The following is a 20,623-nucleotide window of genomic DNA, read 5'->3' on the forward strand; positions in this document are numbered from 1 at the left end:
TCTGAGCGTAGTTCTTACAAAATCACTTGAAACGAATTAAGCAACAACGTCGTTCGTGATGAGATAACGAATTACTTCGTCAGAAATTTTCATGATACGTTCCATTTCGGAAACGACAGCTGGTTCAGCAGTGAAGTTAACCAACACATAATGACCATCACGGAATTTCTTGATCTCATACGCAAGACGGCGTTTACCCATTACGTCGTGTTTTGTAATTTCACCACCGCCGTTGGAGATGATGCCTTGGAATTTTTCGACTGCAGCTTGAACAGCTTCTTGTTCAATGTCAGGACGAATAATGTACATCACTTCGTATTTGCGCATACTAGCACCTCCTTATGGACTTAAGGCCCTCAAGTCATCGCTTAAGAGCAAGGAACGAGATTAAACTCGCACCATATCAATATACCATTTTCAATAAACGAGTGCAAGCACATGTTCTCTTTTACCAATGTTGATCAGACATGTTCCTTCAAGAGACTGCGCACAATAGCCAATGTGACACATATTTAGATCAGAATAACGAAGGAGGGCAATTCAAATGGGTGAGAAAACGGAGTTTGAACCAGGAGACAAAGCACCTAATGATGGAGAGTACACGGAGATTGGTGAAAGAAGCTTCCATACCGAGATCAACGATCCTAAGCGGATCAAGCTCAAAAAAGGAGAGACTTTCCCTGAAACCTCAAATCATAATCGAAAATGGAAAAAGCTGACCAAAGCCCGGGTTCATTAAGGCGATGAGCAGAAAAGCGATCAGCATGGTCATGTTATACGTAAGCAAGCTCGATCTTCTTCAATCCAAACTTTACCAATATAATTCCCGGTTATAATTCGCTGATGCGGATATAATACAATCAAGGCAGTGCTTCACAGAGAGGTGTGGTTCCGTTGGATGATTTGAAGACAGAGCCGGACTTATTCATTTGAAGGAGGGTCTTTAACGTGGCGATAGAAGCGGAAGGTAATGTGCAATTGATGAAGTAATTATGGATTCAGATGCACTGGTATTGCGTAGCAGTACACCGAGCTTCTAACCGAAGCTGTCGTAAAAGATGTTTTCTTTAAAAAAATGCACTGCCCCCCATAAAGGGCCCGAAAGGGTCCTTTTTTGGTGACTATTTTAGTCAACAAGCCATCTATAACGTCCGCGTCCATAACGACAAAAGACCCTGCATTAGATGCAGGGCCTAATCTCTATATATTGAACAGTTAAATGGTGTGGCGGAAAGAGAGGGATTCGAACCCTCGCACGCCGCAAGGCGCCTAACTGATTTCGAGTCAGTCCCCTTATAACCTCTTGGGTACCTTTCCGCAGCACTTTATATTATACACTTTTGCTTGTCTGTTGGCAAGCATGGATTGCAGCCTACTCTTGTCCTTGCGGATCCGCTGCCGAGCGAAGAACTTTCTTAAAATTCTTTTCAAACTTAGGACGGGGCACAAGCACACTATGCTTGCAGCCTACACACTTAATTCGAATATCCATCCCCATGCGGATAATTTCCATCTCATTGCTGCCGCAAGGATGAGGCTTTTTCATCTGAACGATGTCCCCCAGGTTAAACACTTTACGCTCCATTCGAACCATCCCCCGTATTTTCTTCATTGGCTGCAGCGGCTTCCAGTTCAGCAAGCCTTACGCTCTCCTTATATTCCAGCGCTTCTTTTACATCCATCTTGATGAGACGCTCCACCTCATGATTAGTATTGGGCAGACACTCAGCCACTACTCGAATCACATATTCAGCGGTTGTCATGGATTGTATGCCAACGACCTCCGGCACCATTAAAACGTTGCTGTTGCGCTCAGGCAGATTTTGAACGGCTTCCTTCACCATTCTCATACTCTCTCCCAGCTGCTCCTCGCCTTTCATCGGTATATCCACAATCGCACGGGAATTGGCCATCGAATAGTTGGTTACCGTCGTAATGGTTCCATTAGGAATAATATGCACTTCACCAGTAAAGCTAACGATCTTTGTTGTTCGAAGACCAATGACCTCTACTGTACCCTTCAGTGTTCCTGACTGAACGACATCGCCTACCGCGAACTGATCCTCCAATATAATGAAGAATCCAGTAATAATATCTTTGACCAAGCTTTGCGCACCAAAACCGATGGCTAACCCGAGTACCCCAGCACTGGCGAGTACGGGTCCGAGATTCACACCCATTTGAGATAAAATGAGGAGTACAAGAATGAAGTTACATACGATAGAGACCACATTTTTGAGCAGCTCGCCTACTGTGTTTACACGTCTTTTATTGATTCTAATTTTTCGCTCTGACTGACGATTCAACAGGGACCGATCAATGACATTATGAAGTACCTTAATCGCGATCCGGGTCAGAATAAATACAATAATGATCTGTAGTGCAATTCCTGCGTAATGAATCCACATATTGGTGTCCGTGACCCAGTTCCAGAAGACATCACTTAAACGCTTCGCTTCATCAACGGTCCCTTGAACCGCTTCCCCTACATTTTCGGAGAGTGTTCCGTCATCGGGGGTAGCCGCAGGATCAGAAGTGCTTCCTCCTGTATCTGTGCCTGTATCTGTATTTCCTTCAGTCGGTGCCGTTTCCTCTGTTCCAGTAGTCTCTTCCTGTGTTTCATTTGTTTCCGTTTCAGGAGTCGTTCCTGATGCTTCAAACCACATTAATACTCCTCCCCTTCTTGTTCACACCATTCCACTTGTATATACTCAGCACCTTTTTTTTCATAGATGCCGCGAATCTCCACTTTTTCACTCACGATGATTTGATGGACTTGTCTTAAATCCTCCGATGGAAACTGGATGGACAGTGCGCAGCCTGCCGTTATTTCCTTCGGCGTTGGATAGGTATCAATATCAATCCCTGCATATTCGAGCAGCATTTCTGCGCGAAGCGCCTGCTGCGTTGAATCAAATGCGATGGTCAGCCACAGCTCCATCCTATACCTCCAGTCTATGAATACGAAACGCACCAAGTATAAAAACTAAGCTTCTTCCATATACTATTTAATACTAATCCAAGCACGAAAGGAAGATAGTGCGCTATGAATCGGATTCCAAAAGCGATAAATTTGCAGGACATGCCTGGTTTAAAACTACAGCATACCGATCCGGGAGTACAATCAGCTATTATTCATCGTTTATTATTTCATCTGTTCGAGGCACCTCATCACAAAGAGATCGTTATCGTATGCATTGGTACTGACCGTTCTACAGGCGACTGCCTGGGCCCACTTGTTGGAACCGCATTATCCGAGCATAACAGTCCTTTCTTCCATCTCTATGGGACATTGGAAGATCCGGTTCACGCCATGAATCTTCAGGATACGCTCACCATGATATACAGCAAACACAGAGATCCCTATATTATCGGAATTGATGCCTGTTTAGGTCAGGCCTCCAGTGTGGGCTGCATTCAGGTCGCGTCAGGTCCACTTAAACCAGGAGCAGGTGTAAATAAAGAACTGCCGCCGGTAGGCGATATCCATTTAACAGGTATCGTCAATGTCGGCGGCTTCATGGAATATTTCGTTCTGCAGAATACCCGGCTAAGTCTCGTTGTCCGGATGTCCAATATTATTGCACACAGCCTGTATGCTGCGTTAGTAGAATGGCATAATCGCTCTACTCTGCTTGCCGTGCAAGAGTAATGGCTTCCTTCTCTTCGTTTGAGAGCGTATATGTGGACTCTCCCCCTTGCAGGGGCTTGGCGTATACATAGGAGCCATCTCTATTGTAGAGTCCTGTCAGGACAAGCCCATCCTCTCTCTCGTTCAGCATAGCAATGGAAAAGCTCAGATCTGCTCCACGGTCACCATAAGCATTATAACGTTTAATACCCATTTTCCCTTGGATTCTATCAAGCTTCTTATTCATTGTGGCTACCATATCTTTATTCACAGCCTGCTCGTCCTCAATCGCATCCATCTGCACCTTCAGGTTCAATAGTAAGGACTCCAAATCTTCCACGCCCGTACTGGACATAAATTTGTTGTAGTTTTTGCGCAGTTTACTAACTTTTGCAGTCTGCACAATTAACATGATCAATAAAATAATCAGTACCAATACAATCCCAAACACAATCAAAGGCAGTTGTTCCAGAATCAGCTCATTCATATCTGTCATTTATTGCTCCTACTCCTAACGTCTTTTACATTGTTCTTTTGGGACTCACGCAGAATCCTTACCTAACTATTCGCCAGCTCACGAACAGCCGCAATCAACATAGCCACTTCTCTCTCATTAGAGTTTACACCAAAACTAGCCCTGACTGCACCTTGCTTCGCTGTACCTGCGCTTTCATGAGCCAGTGGAGTACAATGATACCCTGCACGAACTTCAATTCCGAACTCCCTATCTAATTTAAAGGCAAGCTCTGCAGCATCTATCTTCTCACTATAAAAAGCAACAAGCCCACTTCTCGGTTCACCCAAACCTGGGCCAAGTGTCTGAATACCAGGGATTTGACCTAGACCCTCCATCAGTAGCTGTGTCAGTTTCCATTCATGCTGATAGATTCGCTCCGTCGTCATCTCCAGTACATAATCTACACCTGCACCTAATCCGGCAATGCCTATCGTATTGGGGGTTCCCGATTCATAACGGTCCGGTCTTACGGTGGGTTGATCAATCGCCTCCGATTGACTTCCGGTTCCACCGTGGATCAGCGGCTCTACATCGATCGATGGATGAATGTATAACCCTCCAGTACCTTGCGGACCGAGCAATCCTTTATGTCCTGGAAAAGCCAGCATATCTATACTCATTCGTTCTACGTCAATATCCAGAACTCCCGCGCTTTGCGCAGCGTCGACAAGAAAGTGAATGTGATGTTTCCTTGCAATCCGTCCGATCTCTTCAAGAGGAAGAATACTTCCTAATAAATTTGAGCTATGAGATACAACGATCAGCTTGGTATGATGTCGAATGCTTTGTTCTAACTTGGAGATGGAGATTTGTCCCTGATCATCAAGAGGAAGATAATCCACTTCCACCTGCTTTTGTTTTTTCAGATACTCAAGCGGTCTTCGGACAGAGTTATGCTCCATCATCGTGGTAATGATATGGTCACCTGAATTTACAATTCCTTTGATCGCCATATTTAAAGCTAGTGTCGTGTTAAAAGTATACACAATATCATTTGGGTTATGAATATGGAACAGCTCTGCCAGCTTCCTTCTCGTATGAAATAATACTCTGCTGGCTTGTACCGCCATCTGATGGCTTCCCCGGCCCGGGTTGGCCCCTGCGATGTCCATCGCCTGCACCATCGCTTCTTTTACCGATTCCGGCTTCGGCCATGACGTGGCAGCATGATCTAAATAGACAATGTCTTCTCTGTTCCTCTTCATATATCCGTCCTCCCTAAACACAACAAATGACATACCTCATCTTCCCTTTACGGTAAGAGGACGATATGTCATCTCATACGAACACCCTTCATTACCTTGCCTATCCTTTGATCGCAGCTGTCTACTGCAATTGCAGCAGCTCTAGCAATCTTTCCAGATCCTGTTGACTATAATAGTTCAGTTCGATTTTACCTTTATCTTTGTTCGCTTTGATCTTCACTGTCGTTTGGAATCGATTGCGCAGGCTTTCTTCTACATTTTCAATATAAGGATCTCTCTTCTTTTGTTTAACCTTCACCTTTTGATCTTCATTTTTGCGATCCAGTTGCTGTACGGCTTCTTCCAGCTCCCGCACACTCCACTGCTGTTGGATGCATTGCTTCGCTAATTCTTTAACGACCTTCTGCTCCTTGATTCCTACAATGGCTCTCGCATGTCCCATGGATAATGTTCCACGTGAAACATGCTCCTTCACTTCCTCAGGCAGGGCCAGTAGTCTTAAAAAATTTGCGATATGCGATCTTGATTTACCTACCTTCATGGATAACTCTTCTTGGGTGAGAGAAAATTGATCCATCAGTCCTTGATATGCAACGGCGACCTCCATGGCATTCAAATTTTCTCGTTGTAAATTTTCGATCAAGGCAATTTCCATCACCTGTTGTTCCGTAAAGTTTCTTACGACCGCAGGAATGGTGGATTTACCACAAAATTGAGATGCCCGAAAACGACGTTCTCCTGCAATAATTTCATAGCCCTTCAGTACACTCCGTACAATAATGGGTTGAATGACACCATGCTGTCGAATCGATTCGGCTAACTCTTGTATAGAATCTTCATCGAACGTTTTTCTAGGCTGGTAGGGATTTGCTCGCAGCTGGCTCAGTGGTATTTCCACAATCTTGTCATCTTCGTTAATCGAAAGCGAAGGTATAAGTGCATCCAAGCCTTTACCCAAACGCTTACTCATATGAGATCACTTCCTTTGCCAACTCTAAATATACTTCTGCTCCTCTTGAACGAGGGTCATAAGTAATGATGGACTGTCCATGTGATGGAGCTTCACTCAGACGTACATTTCTCGGGATAATCGTTTGATATACTTTCTGTTGGAAATACTTTTTCACTTCTTCAATAACTTGTATACCTAGATTAGTACGTGCATCGAACATCGTCAATAAGACACCTTCAATTTGCAGTGAGGTATTCAGATGCTTTTGTACAAGACGAATGGTGTTTAATAGCTGACTCAGTCCCTCCAACGCATAGTACTCACACTGTATAGGGATAATGACCGAATCGGATGCTGTTAGCGAATTAATAGTGAGCATGCCCAAGGATGGAGGGCAATCGATGAGGATGTAATCATACTCGTCCTTGACGAGCTGCAGTGATTTCTTAAGCCTTACTTCACGAGATATCGTTGAAACAAGCTCAATTTCTGCGCCTGCAAGCTGAATTGTCGCTGGAATAATATGCAGGCCTTGAATACGGGTCTCTACAATGGCTTCTCTGGGATGAATCTCTTCAATAAGAACATCATAAATGCAATGGGCTACGTCTGCTTTATTAATACCAACCCCGCTGGTTGTATTCCCTTGGGGATCTATATCTACGAGAAGCACTCGTTTACCTAACGAGGCCATCCCCGCACCCAAATTGACGGAAGTTGTGGTCTTCCCTACTCCGCCCTTCTGGTTTGCTACGGCAATAATCTTCGACACTTCATTCACCTCAAATATAGAAGTCATTCCTTGGGGTATGAGATACATGATACTGATAGCTAGCCTTCCTCGAGCTGCTATCTAAAAAAGCGGCTAAATTGCCGCTTCTGATCTATTCCTTACTTGCGTTTAGGGATCTGAATCACGATTTCGTAATGATCTTCATGATCGGATTCCTTCGTCTTAATATCCATGCCTGAGCCAGACACCATGTCTATGGATTGACGAATCGTATTTAATGCCAGACGCACATCCTTTGTAAAGGAGATACGTTTCGATTTCTTAACGGTGGTCGCTTCCTTATAAAAAGCAACTCTTGCTTCGGTTTGTTTAACATTCAGCTCTTTGCTGATAATTTCCTCTAATAACTTCAGCTGCAGCTCCAATTGATCCAGTGACAATAATGCTCGGGCATGTCGCTCCGAAATTTTACGTTCCATCAGTGCGTTCTTCACTTCCTCAGGAAGCTGCAGAAGTCTGATTTTGTTCGCAATCGTAGACTGACTTTTGCCAAGACGCTGTGCAAGGCTCTCTTGTGTCAGCTGATGTAAGTCTATTAATTTCTGATAGGCAACTGCTTCTTCTATGGCCGTAAGCCCTTCACGCTGTAGATTTTCAATGAGAGCAATGGAAGCCGCTTGAGAATCATTAAATTCTCGAACAATCGCTGGAATATGGTCCATTCCAAGCTTCTTCACGGCACGCCAGCGTCTCTCACCAGCAATAATCTCATACTGGGAATTACGAATACGGACTACAATCGGTTGAATAACACCATGCGTTTTGATCGTCTGGCATAACTCATCAATCTTCTCGTCATCAAAAATCGTACGGGGCTGATACGGGCTGCTGACAATTTCGTTAATCGGAATTTGCTTTACTTCATCCCCGCTACTGCGTTCCGTCAAACCAAATAACTTAGAAAATTGTTCTTTCATTCCGTATATTACCACCTAATTTCATAATAGTGCCTTGAAGGACACTTCACTGTCTTACCTTCGCTTCGGTATACAAAGAATTGCAGCATGCTACACCTGACTATGTAAAAGTTAAAAATATCAGTAGGGATGGTGTTGATGCTCCACTTTAAACGACATGAACTCTCGATATTCACTCAGATTGAACTATAATGGAGCTTCCGACATCTGAATACGACATAGATCAAACTGATGTCTGAATCTCCCATTCATTCTACTATGTATTCTATCACTTTTTCTCGCATAATCCTATTCAACTATCGATTTATTTCTTTCAATTCCACTATGAAAATAAGCTATGAAAACACCACCTGTTTCATGCTTTATCCACTCTTTTTTTCTATTTATACAAGTTTGAATCCATTGTAGAACTCAGTAGAGGGAATTTCATCTTAAGTGACATGATCAGTGGAGAGGAGCATGGTTTGAGAAACCTCATTTTAATCCCCTATGAGTTAAGCTTGATGACAGGTGAGAGCTCAAATCAGAGCTGCTGCACGGGCACTATTCGTTGAGCAAGAAGGGGACTTGAATGGGGACTTGAATGGGGACTTGAATACGAGTAGGAACTTAAATTTCAAGTCGAGCTTGAATAGGCAACTGTACAACCTCATCTATACGTTCAATCCTTTTATTTTCTACCTTCTCTTCTTATCTATGATTAGTAACCTCATCCCTCTCCTCTCCACTCGGCTCCATCTTCTCTTAGAGCTCAATTCCTTATGCTTGAGAGCCCGACAAATGGTGCACATTCCATATACAAAAAAAGAAAGAGAATGTTTCACGTGAAACATTCTCTTTCTCTCTATTTCACAAGCGGCATTTTCAGAGGCATCCCTGGTTTGCGGGGATACTTCTTCGGTGTGCTGCTTGTTTTGCCTATGACAATAATATGTCTTGCCGATTCTTCAACGGGCAGCTGGAATGCGTGCGTGTTGATCACCTTCGCCTTGAGCTCCTTCAGGCTGAATTGAGCATCCAGCAATTCTTCAGTAGGATCGCTTCCCTTCATTGCGGCAAAGATGCCTTCTTTCCGAACAAAAGGCAAACAGAATTCATTCAGTACAGCCAATCGAGCGACAGCTCGAGCCGTAACCAGGTCATAATGATCCCGATATCCTGTACGTCTTCCCAGCTCTTCTGCACGGCCATGGATAAGCTCGACATCGGTAAGGCCCAGCGTATCCACGATATGCTGAAGGAAGTTAATCCTTTTGTTCAATGAATCGATAATCGTAAGCTTCAAATGCGGATAGCAAATCTTCAATGGGATACCGGGAAATCCGGCTCCAGACCCTATATCTGCAAGCGTCTGAATCTTGTTCATATCCACATAAAAAGAAAGGGAAACGGAGTCGTAAAAATGCTTCGTATAGACCTGCTCCCGCTCCGTAATTCCCGTCAAATTCATTCTCTCATTCCAGGATACCAGCTCTTTATAATAAAGCTCGAATTGCTCCAACTGTTTCTCCGTAAGCGATATACCCTGTGGATCCAAACGATCCTGCAGCTGCTGCTGTATTTGATCCATCGTTACCCCCTAGATGCCGTTACCCGATTGTAATGTTCCAAATACACGAGCAAGATCGAAATATCGGCAGGTGTCACACCTGAAATACGGGATGCTTGACCGATGGAGATGGGGCGAATCTGTTCAAGCTTCTGTTTGGCCTCCATCGCTAAACCATGAATCTCACTATAATGGATGGAGTCTGGAATCTTCTTCTTCTCCATTTTTTGAAGACGTTCTACATGAATTAATTGCTTCTCAATATAGCCTGCATATTTAATTTGAATCTCAACTTGCTCCTTCATTTCAGCATTCAACGCTTCAGGTGCAGGAGAGATTTGTTCAATAATGCTGTAGGAAATCTCAGGACGTCTCATCAGCGTAAGCAGCGTTGTACCATCCTGAAGCGGAGCTGATTCCAGACTTGCAAGCAGCTCATTCACTTCCGATGGGCGGATTCTTGTTGTGCGCAGACGTTCAATTTCTTGATCTACTTTTTCCTTCTTATTGAGGAATCGAGCATAACGCTCCTCTGAGATCAAGCCGATCTCTTTGCCCAAAGGTGTCAGTCGTAGATCTGCATTATCATGGCGAAGCAGCAAACGATATTCGGCACGTGAGGTGAGCAAACGGTATGGCTCATTCGTCCCCTTCGTTACCAGATCATCGATCAGCACACCGATATAGCCCTGCGAACGATCCAGCACCACTGCCTCTTTACCTTGGGCTTTACGTGCCGCGTTAATACCTGCCATAATCCCTTGTCCTGCCGCTTCTTCGTATCCGGATGTACCGTTAATTTGACCAGCTGTGAAGAGACCTGGCAGACGTTTCGTCTCCAGTGAAGGAAGCAGCTGTGTCGGCACCATGGCGTCATATTCAATCGCGTACCCATTTCGCATCATCTCTACATTTTCCATCCCAGGGATGGATCGAAGCACTTGCAGCTGAACATCCTCTGGCAAGCTGGTGGACAGACCTTGAACGTAATACTCCTTCGTATTCTTGCCTTCCGGCTCAAGGAAAATTTGGTGCTTCGGCTTATCGCTGAAGCGAACAATCTTATCCTCAATCGATGGGCAATATCTTGGTCCTGTTCCTTCTATTACACCAGAGAACATCGGAGCACGGTGAAGATTGTCATTAATGATCTGATGGGTCACTGTCGACGTATATGTCAGCCAGCATGGGAGCTGCTCATTATCCGAGCCTTCGGTCTCATATGAGAAGAATTTAGGCTCATCATCACCTGGCTGAATTTCTGTTTTCGAGAAATCAATTGTATCCTTATGCACCCGCGGCGGTGTTCCTGTCTTGAAACGAACGAGCTCAAAGCCCAGCTCCTTCAAGTGATCTGATAGCTTAATGGACGGTTGCTGGTTGTTAGGACCGCTCTCATACATCAGCTCACCCATAATGACTTTCCCGCGCAAATAGGTGCCTGTTGTAATAACAACCGATTTAGCCCGGTATTCCGTTCCTGTCTGGGTGATCACACCAACACATTGTCCATCCTCTACGATCAGACGATCTACCATGCCTTGACGCATCGTGAGGTTCGGCTCCTTCTCCATCGTCTCTTTCATCGTATGCTGGTAAGAGAATTTATCTGCCTGCGCCCGCAGCGCATGAACGGCAGGTCCCTTCCCTGTATTCAACATCCGCATTTGAATAAAGGTCTTATCAATATTGCGGCCCATCTCACCGCCAAGTGCATCAATCTCACGAACGACATGCCCTTTCGCAGGTCCGCCAATTGACGGGTTACACGGCATGAATGCAATCATGTCCAGATTGATGGTCACCATCAGCGTCTTACAACCCATCCGTGCAGCCGCCAGCGCTGATTCTACACCTGCGTGACCGGCACCAACGACGATGACATCAAACGTTCCGCCATCATATCCCATTGTCCTTACCTCCTTATAATCAGGGAATACTCCCTTATTTGCTTCTTATACAATAAAATCGGGCTACTATTCATCCGATTGGTTATAAACATAGTACTGAGCATAAGAATGCTCTTCTCAAGCACCATCCTTCATTATAACGAATCCTTCTGCTTAAGTTAAGATGCAGCTTACTACATTCATGATTCGTGCATAACGTGAACAGCATTGTCAGCTGTAGGCTAACAGCTTACCCTTTATTTACCCAAACAGAATTGAGAGAAGATTTGATCAATCAGCGCATCATGTGCCGTATCCCCCACGATCTCTCCCAGATGCTCCCATGCCATTCGTACGTCAATTTGAATCATATCAATCGGAATATACTGCTCAGCGGCATCGTAGGCATCACGTAAAGATTGGTTTGCCTTTTTCAACAGGGAAATATGGCGCACATTGCTCACATAAGTCAGATCCGCAGATTCAAGGCTTCCGCTGAAGAATAACTGGGATATGGCTGCTTCAAGCGCATCGATTCCTTCCTCGGCTTTTACAGACATCGGGACAATGAGTTCAGGATCGACGTAGCGTTCAAGAATCTCTCGATTAGCCTGGGTTGGAAGATCGATCTTATTCATGACAATAATCGCTTGTCTTCCTTTGATCTGTTCGAGCAGCTCAATCTCATCATCGTGAATCGGCTCGCTCGCATTGACTACCATTAAGATCAAGTCTGCCTCACTAAAAGCCGTTCTCGAACGTTCTACCCCGATCTTCTCTACGACATCCATCGTCTCCCGAATCCCAGCGGTATCGAGCAGCTTCAGCGGAATGTTGTTAATCGTAACGAATTCTTCAATGACATCCCGGGTTGTTCCGGGAATATCTGTTACAATCGCACGATTGTCCTGGGCGAGCGTATTTAACAGCGAGGATTTGCCAACATTTGGTCTTCCTACGATCGCTGTTGTAATGCCTTCTCTTAATATTTTTCCTTGTTCTGCTGTTTTTAAAAGCTTGGCGATCTCGTTCATTACAAAAGATGATTTTTCTTTAATGAATTCCGAGGTAAGTGACTCCACATCATGCTCTGGATAGTCGATGTTCACCTCTATATGAGCAAGTGTCTCCACCAGCGTGTGTCTCAAATCTTTAATCTTGGAGGACAGCGATCCTTCTACTTGCTTCAAAGCGACAGAGAATGCGCGGTCTGACTTCGAGCGAATCAGATCCATCACTCCTTCTGCCTGCGACAGATCAATTCTACCATTCAAAAAAGCCCTCTTCGTAAATTCACCAGGCTCGGCGACCCGGATATTCAGCTGAAGCAGTAAATCCATAATCCGCTTAACCGAAATAACGCCGCCATGAGAACTGATTTCGACTACATTTTCCGTTGTAAAAGAGCGCGGAGCTCTCATGACAGTAACGAGCACCTCTTCAATATGCTCCTTGCTGTCTGAATCTATAATGTGTCCATAATGTACGGTGTGGGAATCTACAAGATGAAGAGGCTTTTTACTTTTGAAAATTCTCTCCACTTCCGTAATTGAATCCGGACCACTTACTCGAATCACTGCAATTCCCGCTTCACCAACGGCCGTGGAGATCGCAGCTATATTATCACTAATCAAGAGGTTCACCTTCTTTACCATTTATATAAAGACTCGCCCATACTATGAAAAAAGCAATGGCTCCTGCATGCCGCAGAAAGCCATTGCGTATTCGCAAAATTTCTCATTGAATTACATCATTTAGGTGTGATTACCACTCTACGGTTCGGCTCTTCGCCCTTACTGTAGGTCTTAATCTGACGGTGATGCTGCAGCTTCGCATGAATAACTTTGCGTTCCTGAGACGACATCGGTTCAAGAATAACTTCTTTTCCTGTACGAATAACCTGTCCCGCGAGACGTTCAGCCAGCTCCTCCAATGTCTTGCGGCGCCGCTGCCTAAAGTTCTCTGCGTCCAGCACGATTCGGACAAAGCTTGAAGAGTGCTTATTCGCAACGATGTTCGCGAGGTATTGAAGTGCATCCAGCGTCTGCCCTCGACGGCCGATAATCAGACCTAAATTGTCACCGGTTATATTAAAGATCTTTCCGTCTCTGTTTTTCTTTATATCAATATCAACCTCTAGCCCCATGCCAGCAGCCACTTCTTTAACGAATTGGCTTGCCTCGTAATAGGGGTCTGTCTCAGACACAGAAGATATCGATTCTGTTAAGCTCGATATTTGGATCAGGTCAGGCTCAGTTACGACGGACTCACTCTTGCGTTTAGGTATAAGGGTTAGTTCCACTTTAGCGGGCTTAACGCCGATAAGTCCAAGAAATCCTCTGGATGGCTGCTCTAAGACGTTTAACGTAACCGATTCCCGGCTGACACCAAGCTCAGTTAATCCTTTCATGACAGCATCTTCTATCGTTTTACCTGTCGCAATGACGGTGGTCATATAGAACGCCCTGCCTCCTTCACCACAAGCTGATTACTTTCTTTTCTTTTTCTTTTTCTTGTTGCCTTGCGGTCTGTTTGCACCATTGCCTGGTTTAGCTTGTCCCTTGCTGGAGCTAGTCGCAGCCTGAACATTAGCAGCAGCCACATGCTTATCGTTATTACGATACAAGAAGAAGTTTTGTACGATGGTATAAATGTTGGAATAGAACCAGTACAACGGCAAAGCAGATGCGAACTGGTACGACATGACGAACATCAGAATCGGATAAACCCACAGCATGAATTTCATAGGACCTTGCTGCTGACTTGGGTTTTGCTTCATCATGTACCAAGTTTGGAACCACATCGATACCGCAACAAGAACCGGCAGGATAAACAGCGTATCCGGTGAACCGAGCTCCAGCCACAGGAACGTATGCTGACTGATATTGGAATTCATATAAATCGAGTTATAAAGAGCAATATATATCGGCATCTGGATGATCAAAGGTAAACATCCTGCCATCGGATTGACTTTATGCTCTTGGAACAGCTTCATTGTTTCCTGTTGGAGCTTCTCAGGGTTATCCTTGTACTTCGTTTGGATTTCCTTAATTAAAGGTTGAACCTTTTGCATGTTTCTAGAGCTTTTGACTTGTTTAATAGTTAATGGAAGAATTAGCGTACGGACGATAAGCACCAAGATTAGGATTGCTAGACCATATTCTCCATTAAACCAATTCGCAAAAGTATCTAGAGCGAATGAGAACCAGTAAACGACGTTACTTCTCCAAAATGAATCACTGTTTTTCAAGTCTTCCGTAGTTAGATGCGTTGTACCCGAAGGAGCACAACCTGCTAGCACAGAGACCAATGCAATGACAGCGATAAGAAGGAGCCATTTTCTACCCTTCATTGACATGAATCGCGACACTTCATAACCCCTCTCTTAACCTTTCCATTCCACCGTAAATAATACCATAATTAGAAGAACAAAGAAAACGCTATTTCAAGCGATTTTTCTTGAGCAATGAAGCTTTTCGCAAGACATGAAGGATACTCTTCTCCATCTCCTGATAGCTCATAGAAGCAGCGCCTTTTCTAACGATAAAAACAAGATCCATATGTTCTACTATTTCGGCTTCATGATGACGAATGATTTCTTTAATAATCCTTCTAATACGATTGCGAACGACAGCATTGCCTATTTTCTTGCTGCAAGATACGCCGACTCGAAACTGATCGACATCTTTGCGACGCAATCCATATACCACAAATTGATAGTTGGCAAAGGACTTTCCATAACGGTATACGCGATTAAAGTCGTCCCGGTTTCGTAAACGTAATCTTTTATGCACGAGCAATCTTCTCCTTGCTTACCTGACAATCCTCAAAAAAATGAACATAACTAGTATAGACGATCCGCCAAGAACATAAACGAATCCATCCAAAGTGTAGTGCTACCTATATATTTATCAATCAAATGAGTGATATTAAGAAAAAAAGACCACCGTAGTGGTCTTTATGCACGCATTACGCACTTAATACTTTTCTGCCTTTTAGACGGCGGGCTGCCAGAACTTTACGGCCGTTTTTCGTGCTCATTCTTTTCCGGAAACCATGAACTTTCTTACGTTTGCTTACGTTCGGTCTAAATGTTGGTCTCATGTGTATGCACCCCCTTAAAGGAATCCTGTACAGATTGAACTATCTTGTAGAGCTTATGAACTGTATTAATTTGCTTAGCGCAATCCATAACATTATCGAAATTTAATCATTTTCATAAACACAGAAAATGCCTTTATACATTTAAACATGATCAAGTCAAAAAGTCAACTGACTTCATACAGCTTATCATGATTTAACTTGCCAAGATAATGATTTATTTTCTTATAATTGTCCACAATATCAAATATTATCGTTATTCTTTTGATATAAAATAAATTATGCACATGTGGATAATTTATTTTTTCTTCAATTTTCACTTCTTCATTATGATTCTGTGATCCTCCAGCTATACGCTTAATACGTCATCCTGCGATTAATTTGAATCGATTAAATTAGGAAATTCAATTAATTTCTTCTTGTTTGTCCTAAATTAATCGTTTACAAAACATTCAATCATAGTGTAGGATAAGTCACAGCAAGTTGTATACAAGTATACTTTTGGATAGGAGCGTCACGTCATGCGATATCCTGCTGCTTGGTTACAAGGAGAGTCTCTTGGTGAATATATTGTAAGCGAATTAAGACTGCAAATTATCGATGGCGCCATTCCGGTAGGAGAGGTTTTGTCCGAGAATCGAATCGCCACTCAATTTGGCAGCAGCCGTTCTCCCGTTAGAGATGCATTTAAAACGCTTTCAAATGAAGGCCTGCTTCGATTAGAACGGATGGGTGCAGTCGTGCTTGGTCTTAGTCAACGTGATATGGATGAACTGTATGACGTTAGATACCTTATTGAAAGCTTTGTTCAGGAGCGATTATCGTCCGATTTGCCGGAGCAGCTGATTATGAAGCTGCAGCAGATCATTGATAAGATGGAGCTCTCGGCAAAACATAAGGATCATGTCGAATTTGCTTATCAAGACTTGAGTTTCCATGAAACAATCATTATAGAAGCAAACCACACTCGAATGCTGCATCTATGGAAGAGTATCCGGCAGATCATTATGACGGTTCTGCTGCTTACGACAGAGGAAGTTTTCTCGCATGGTCATGAGCGGATCGAAACCGTGATTGAGAAGCACCGCAGACTTATACGTGGGCTCGAGTCTCGTGATTCTGAGGTTGTAGCGGATGAGGTTAAGCTTTATTTTGATGATTCACGGCAAACTTTGCATAAAACCTTATGATTTCTCTCCACAATAAGTACCGAGATATTCAAATTGAGAAATGTGCAAGCGCTGTACTTTCTCTTTTTCGCTCAAACTTGTCGACAAGTATACTCGTACTCGATAAGAAGACTTTTAAAATGCTTTTGTAAGCGTTTCTCGTTTACACAACTTAAGAATTTTACTTTAATTGGCTGCAAAGGAGATTTTGAATTATGGATAGTATTTTTGGACTTAGTCATACGGCAACAATGCTGATATGGACATTAATTACGATAGTTTTTCTTATCGTATTGATCTCTAAATATAAATGGAATCCATTCGTCTCCCTGTTAATATCCGCCTTAATGCTTGGATTACTTACAGGAATGAACGCAGAAGATGTTATTGGTTCTATAACTGGCGGGGTTGGCGGAACACTCGGAACGATAGCTATTGTTATTGGTCTTGGTACGATGCTCGGTAAAATGATGGCCGAGTCGGGCGGTGCTGAACGTATTGCTACAACACTAGTTAATCGGTTTGGTCAAAAACGTGTACACTGGGCAATGATGATCGTCGGTTTTATTGTCGGTATTCCTGTATTTTTTGAAGTAGGTCTTATCCTGCTTATCCCGATCGTCTTTACTGTCGCTCGAAAAACGGGATTGTCCATTATTAAGATTGGTATTCCAATTCTGGCTGGTCTCTCAACCGTGCACGGTCTGGTGCCGCCGCATCCGGCTCCAATGATTGCAATCGATGCATTTGATGCAAACTTAGGTATGACCATCTTCTACAGTATCCTGGTTGGTTTGCCTACTGCGATTATTGCAGGTCCTGTATTCGGTAATATTATTAGCAAAAGAGTACAAGTTGAGCCGCCTGCAGAGCTCGCTGAACAATTCTCATTGAAAAGCGAACGCGAACTCCCTGGCTTTGGTATCACGCTGCTAACGATTCTGCTTCCGGTTATTCTTATGCTTGCCGGTTCAGTAGCGATGATTGTAGACCCCGCAGGTTCAAATGGTCTAACCCATTTTCTTGAGTTTATCGGGGACGAAATTGTTGCACTTCTGATTTCTGTCGTCTTTGCACTGTTCTCTCTTGGATTTGCACGCGGCTTTAACAAGAGCGAAATTTCGAAGTTTACCAGCGAATGTCTGGCTCCTACAGCAAGCATTATTCTGATCATCGGCGGCGGCGGTGCATTTAAGCAAGTGCTGATCGACAGCGGCGTCGGTAATGCGATTGCTGAGCTTGCGACAAGCATTAATATCAACGTTATTCTGTTTGCATGGCTCGTAGCGGCTCTGATCCGGGTTGCAACCGGTTCTGCAACTGTTGCGATGACGACAGCAGCCGGCATTGTTGCTCCGGTTCTCGGAATGTCTCCAGATGTAAGTGTCGAGCTCGTCGTACTGGCAACAGGTGCAGGATCTCTCTTCTTGTCCCATGTCAACGATGCCGGTTTCTGGATGATCAAAGAATTCTTTAATATGTCTGTATCCCAAACGTTAAAAACCTGGTCCGTTATGGAATGTATTCTTTCTGTAGTGGCACTGATTCTTATTTTGCTATTAAGCTTTGTCATCTAAAAACTCCATATAGTACACTGGATATATGTACACTTCAATGAGAATTGCCTAACACGAAGCTGAACTGCTAGCTTCGTGTTAGGCAAATTGCGTTACCAATGAATCAATTTCATATTCACCTTATTAATGATTTTATGAAATTGATTCCATTATATTTTAGAAAGAAGGCTCTTACGTAATGAAATCATACATGCTAGGTATTGATATCGGGACAACGAGCACGAAATCTGTCCTGTTTGAAGAAAATGGACAAGTGGTTACAAAAGCAAGTGAGGAATACCCGCTTCACACCCCTGTTCCCGATGCAGCGGTTCAGGATCCGGAGCAAATCTTCCATGCCGTCATTCATACAGTTAAGGAAGTCATGAAGACTAGCGGCATTGCACCAGAGCAAGTGATGTTTGCTTCATTTAGTACAGCAATGCATAGTATCATCGCGATGGATGCAGCAGGGAATCCCCTTACTCCATGCATCACCTGGGCAGATAATCGCAGTAACAAATGGTCTAGAAAATTAAAGGATGAGCTGAACGGGCACGAGATCTATCGCCGCACCGGGACTCCAATTCATCCGATGTCCCCTCTGGCCAAGCTGCTATGGCTCAAACATGACCACAATGAGCTGTTTAATCAATCGGCCAAATTCATTTCGATCCGTGAATACGTTACGTTTAAGCTGTTCAATGAATATGTAGTCGATCATTCTATAGCCTCTGCAACAGGACTGATGAATCTTGAACAGCTCAATTGGGATGAAGAAGCGCTGCAGATTGCGGGAATTACTTCAGAACGCTTGTCCAAGCTTGTACCTACTACCCATATTCTCGAAGGCTTAAATGAAAAGTATGCGGCAGAGATGGGCTTGTCCGCCTCCACTCCATTCGTTGTTGGTGCTACCGATGGTGTACTATCCAATCTCGGTGTAAATGCCATACGTCCTGGTGAAGTGGCAGCTACGATCGGGACAAGCGGAGCGATCCGCACCGTTGTAGACAAGCCGGTAACTGATCCAAAAGGGCGCACATTTTGCTACGCTCTGACAGAGAAGCATTGGGTTGTCGGCGGACCTGTCAATAATGGAGGCATGATCTTCCGCTGGGTTCGTGATGAAATGGCGGCCAGCGAGATAGAAACAGCCAAACGCCTCGGTATCAGCTCGTATGATGTACTTACCCGTATCGCTGCACGTGTCAGCCCTGGTGCGGACGGACTGCTCTTCCATCCATTCCTAGCTGGTGAGAGAGCCCCGCTATGGAATCCAGATGCCAGAGGCTCCTTCTTCGGACTTACACTGCACCATAAGAAGGAGCATATGATTCGTTCCGTACTTGAAGGCGTCATTTTTAACCTCTATACGGTTCTGCTTGCCATGAAGGAACAGATGGGTCAGCCAAGCCGCATCCTGGCTACAGGCGGATTTGCACGCTCTCCACTGTGGCGTCAGATGATGGCCGATATCTTTGATCAGGAAGTCGTTGTACCTGAGAGCTTCGAGAGCTCATGCCTTGGAGCCGTTGTCCTCGGTCTCTATGCTACAGGACGCACAGATTCACTTGAGATCGTCTCAGAGATGGTGGGAACGACTCATGCCCACAAGCCGGATCAAAACCATGTAGCGATCTATCAGGAGCTGCTTCCAATCTTTATCCGCATATCCCGTAAGCTGACCGAAGAGTATGAGGATATTGCGAAGTTCCAGCGAGAGCATATTACGGTAAGCGAATAGATTTAACATTTTGCACAAAGAGCCGATCATAATGATCGGCTCTTTTGCATACTCTAATCTCAATACGAATAATGAATCGTTATATAAACTGCCCGGCAATAATTACACCTCTCACACATATCCTCGAGAGTGATTTTCTTACTTCCCTTCGTTATCCACAGACTTAACTTCAGTAGAAGTACACAGACTGACTCCAATTGTTCAACAGTTTTCTTCCTTGCTAGAGGACAAGCTGTGAATAATTATTATCGCCTTTTGGGCATTCTTGTCGAAAACTAAACAGATTATAAACAATATATAGTGTTGTGATTAAAAATTATACACAAGTTATTGAATTTGTGGATAAAATCCTGAGATCCGTTGAAATATAAGCTTTCTTTTGCTATGATTATATTACTTTTGGATGTGAATATATGTTTTGATCCATAATATTATCAACAGCCTGTGGATAAAGTTGTGAACAATTTTGAGTTGTTCATTCTTTTTTTGTCTGAGGTCTTTTGGACACTGGGGATAAATTCTACATTATAAATTTTATTTCGACATTCCGCTCATGGCTCTGGGCCACATTTGGACGATTAAAAGGAGTGACAGTCT

At 43.8% G+C, this 20,623-nt stretch carries 21 protein-coding genes and 1 tRNA gene; 5 read left to right on the top strand and 17 right to left on the bottom strand.

Annotated features, from left to right (window positions below):
• Positions 1 to 36: 36 nt before the first annotated feature.
• A complete protein-coding gene (gene rpsF / locus PUW25_RS25150) occupies positions 37 to 327 on the bottom strand; it encodes a 30S ribosomal protein S6 (protein ID WP_047912571.1) in 291 nt (96 codons plus the stop codon).
• Positions 328 to 544: 217 nt separating this feature from the next.
• Between rpsF and PUW25_RS25155 the strand changes: the two genes are divergently transcribed.
• Positions 545 to 739, top strand: coding sequence for a YjzC family protein (locus PUW25_RS25155; protein ID WP_047912570.1), 195 nt, complete (start codon positions 545 to 547; stop codon positions 737 to 739).
• Positions 740 to 1,225: 486 nt separating this feature from the next.
• Here PUW25_RS25155 and PUW25_RS25160 read toward each other — a convergent pair.
• The 4 genes from PUW25_RS25160 to PUW25_RS25175 form a co-directional block, all read right to left on the bottom strand.
• Positions 1,226 to 1,317, bottom strand: a tRNA-Ser gene (locus PUW25_RS25160).
• Between the two features lie 55 nt (positions 1,318 to 1,372).
• On the bottom strand, positions 1,373 to 1,585 hold the full coding sequence (locus tag PUW25_RS25165; RefSeq protein WP_047912569.1) for a DUF951 domain-containing protein: 213 nt from the start codon (positions 1,583 to 1,585) through the stop codon (positions 1,373 to 1,375).
• Positions 1,575 to 2,666: a mechanosensitive ion channel family protein gene (locus PUW25_RS25170; RefSeq protein ID WP_081872563.1), complete on the bottom strand. Its 1,092-nt coding sequence runs from the start codon at positions 2,664 to 2,666 to the stop codon at positions 1,575 to 1,577. Before PUW25_RS25170 ends, PUW25_RS25165 begins: the two co-directional genes overlap by 11 nt.
• Positions 2,666 to 2,941 (bottom strand): putative Se/S carrier protein, encoded by a 276-nt coding sequence (locus PUW25_RS25175; protein WP_047912568.1) that lies wholly within the window; start codon positions 2,939 to 2,941, stop codon positions 2,666 to 2,668. The genes PUW25_RS25170 and PUW25_RS25175 overlap by 1 nt, the downstream gene beginning before the upstream one ends.
• Positions 2,942 to 3,046: 105 nt before the next feature.
• Here PUW25_RS25175 and yyaC point away from each other — a divergent pair, with 105 nt between their 5' ends.
• The gene (gene yyaC / locus PUW25_RS25180) at positions 3,047 to 3,652 is read left to right on the top strand and encodes a spore protease YyaC (RefSeq protein ID WP_047912567.1); all 606 of its coding nucleotides are present in this window, start codon (positions 3,047 to 3,049) and stop codon (positions 3,650 to 3,652) included.
• On the opposite strand, the gene PUW25_RS25185 is transcribed toward yyaC, so the two are convergent.
• The 12 genes from PUW25_RS25185 to rpmH form a co-directional block, all read right to left on the bottom strand.
• A complete protein-coding gene (locus PUW25_RS25185; RefSeq protein ID WP_047912566.1) occupies positions 3,627 to 4,127 on the bottom strand; it encodes a DUF4446 family protein in 501 nt (166 codons plus the stop codon). The genes yyaC and PUW25_RS25185 overlap by 26 nt on opposite strands.
• A 62-nt stretch (positions 4,128 to 4,189) precedes the next feature.
• Positions 4,190 to 5,353 (bottom strand): aminotransferase class V-fold PLP-dependent enzyme, encoded by a 1,164-nt coding sequence (locus PUW25_RS25190; RefSeq protein ID WP_047912565.1) that lies wholly within the window; start codon positions 5,351 to 5,353, stop codon positions 4,190 to 4,192.
• Positions 5,354 to 5,474: 121 nt separating this feature from the next.
• Positions 5,475 to 6,323 carry a ParB/RepB/Spo0J family partition protein gene (locus PUW25_RS25195; protein WP_047912564.1) on the bottom strand — a complete coding sequence of 283 codons (849 nt, stop codon included), beginning with the start codon at positions 6,321 to 6,323 and terminating at the stop codon, positions 5,475 to 5,477.
• Entirely contained in the window at positions 6,316 to 7,077 is a 762-nt protein-coding gene (locus PUW25_RS25200; protein WP_047912748.1) for a ParA family protein, read from the bottom strand. Before PUW25_RS25200 ends, PUW25_RS25195 begins: the two co-directional genes overlap by 8 nt.
• A 119-nt stretch (positions 7,078 to 7,196) precedes the next feature.
• Positions 7,197 to 8,015, bottom strand: coding sequence for a nucleoid occlusion protein (noc, locus tag PUW25_RS25205; RefSeq protein ID WP_047912563.1), 819 nt, complete (start codon positions 8,013 to 8,015; stop codon positions 7,197 to 7,199).
• Between the two features lie 844 nt (positions 8,016 to 8,859).
• Positions 8,860 to 9,585, bottom strand: a complete 726-nt coding sequence (gene rsmG, locus PUW25_RS25210; RefSeq protein WP_047912562.1) for a 16S rRNA (guanine(527)-N(7))-methyltransferase RsmG — start codon at positions 9,583 to 9,585, stop codon at positions 8,860 to 8,862.
• A gap of 2 nt (positions 9,586 to 9,587) precedes the next feature.
• Positions 9,588 to 11,474: a tRNA uridine-5-carboxymethylaminomethyl(34) synthesis enzyme MnmG gene (mnmG, locus tag PUW25_RS25215; RefSeq protein WP_047912561.1), complete on the bottom strand. Its 1,887-nt coding sequence runs from the start codon at positions 11,472 to 11,474 to the stop codon at positions 9,588 to 9,590.
• A gap of 236 nt (positions 11,475 to 11,710) precedes the next feature.
• On the bottom strand, positions 11,711 to 13,087 hold the full coding sequence (gene mnmE / locus PUW25_RS25220; protein ID WP_047912560.1) for a tRNA uridine-5-carboxymethylaminomethyl(34) synthesis GTPase MnmE: 1,377 nt from the start codon (positions 13,085 to 13,087) through the stop codon (positions 11,711 to 11,713).
• 116 nt (positions 13,088 to 13,203) lie between these two features.
• Positions 13,204 to 13,908, bottom strand: a complete 705-nt coding sequence (gene jag, locus PUW25_RS25225) for an RNA-binding cell elongation regulator Jag/EloR (RefSeq protein ID WP_047912559.1) — start codon at positions 13,906 to 13,908, stop codon at positions 13,204 to 13,206.
• A gap of 33 nt (positions 13,909 to 13,941) precedes the next feature.
• On the bottom strand, positions 13,942 to 14,823 hold the full coding sequence (locus tag PUW25_RS25230; RefSeq protein ID WP_193746059.1) for a YidC/Oxa1 family membrane protein insertase: 882 nt from the start codon (positions 14,821 to 14,823) through the stop codon (positions 13,942 to 13,944).
• 70 nt (positions 14,824 to 14,893) lie between these two features.
• Positions 14,894 to 15,247, bottom strand: a complete 354-nt coding sequence (gene rnpA, locus PUW25_RS25235; RefSeq protein ID WP_047912558.1) for a ribonuclease P protein component — start codon at positions 15,245 to 15,247, stop codon at positions 14,894 to 14,896.
• Positions 15,248 to 15,422: 175 nt separating this feature from the next.
• Positions 15,423 to 15,557, bottom strand: coding sequence for a 50S ribosomal protein L34 (gene rpmH / locus PUW25_RS25240; protein WP_039295761.1), 135 nt, complete (start codon positions 15,555 to 15,557; stop codon positions 15,423 to 15,425).
• A gap of 518 nt (positions 15,558 to 16,075) precedes the next feature.
• On the opposite strand from rpmH, the gene PUW25_RS25245 reads away from it, so the two are divergent.
• From PUW25_RS25245 to gntK, 3 genes are all read left to right on the top strand, one after another.
• Positions 16,076 to 16,744 (top strand): GntR family transcriptional regulator, encoded by a 669-nt coding sequence (locus PUW25_RS25245; protein WP_047912557.1) that lies wholly within the window; start codon positions 16,076 to 16,078, stop codon positions 16,742 to 16,744.
• A gap of 194 nt (positions 16,745 to 16,938) precedes the next feature.
• Positions 16,939 to 18,300 (top strand): GntT/GntP/DsdX family permease, encoded by a 1,362-nt coding sequence (locus PUW25_RS25250; RefSeq protein WP_047912556.1) that lies wholly within the window; start codon positions 16,939 to 16,941, stop codon positions 18,298 to 18,300.
• A 178-nt stretch (positions 18,301 to 18,478) separates the two neighbouring features.
• Positions 18,479 to 20,026, top strand: a complete 1,548-nt coding sequence (gene gntK, locus PUW25_RS25255) for a gluconokinase (protein ID WP_047912555.1) — start codon at positions 18,479 to 18,481, stop codon at positions 20,024 to 20,026.
• Positions 20,027 to 20,623: the final 597 nt, after the last annotated feature.

Source organism: Paenibacillus urinalis (genome assembly GCF_028747985.1).
In the GTDB taxonomy this organism is placed as follows: domain Bacteria; phylum Bacillota; class Bacilli; order Paenibacillales; family Paenibacillaceae; genus Paenibacillus; species Paenibacillus urinalis.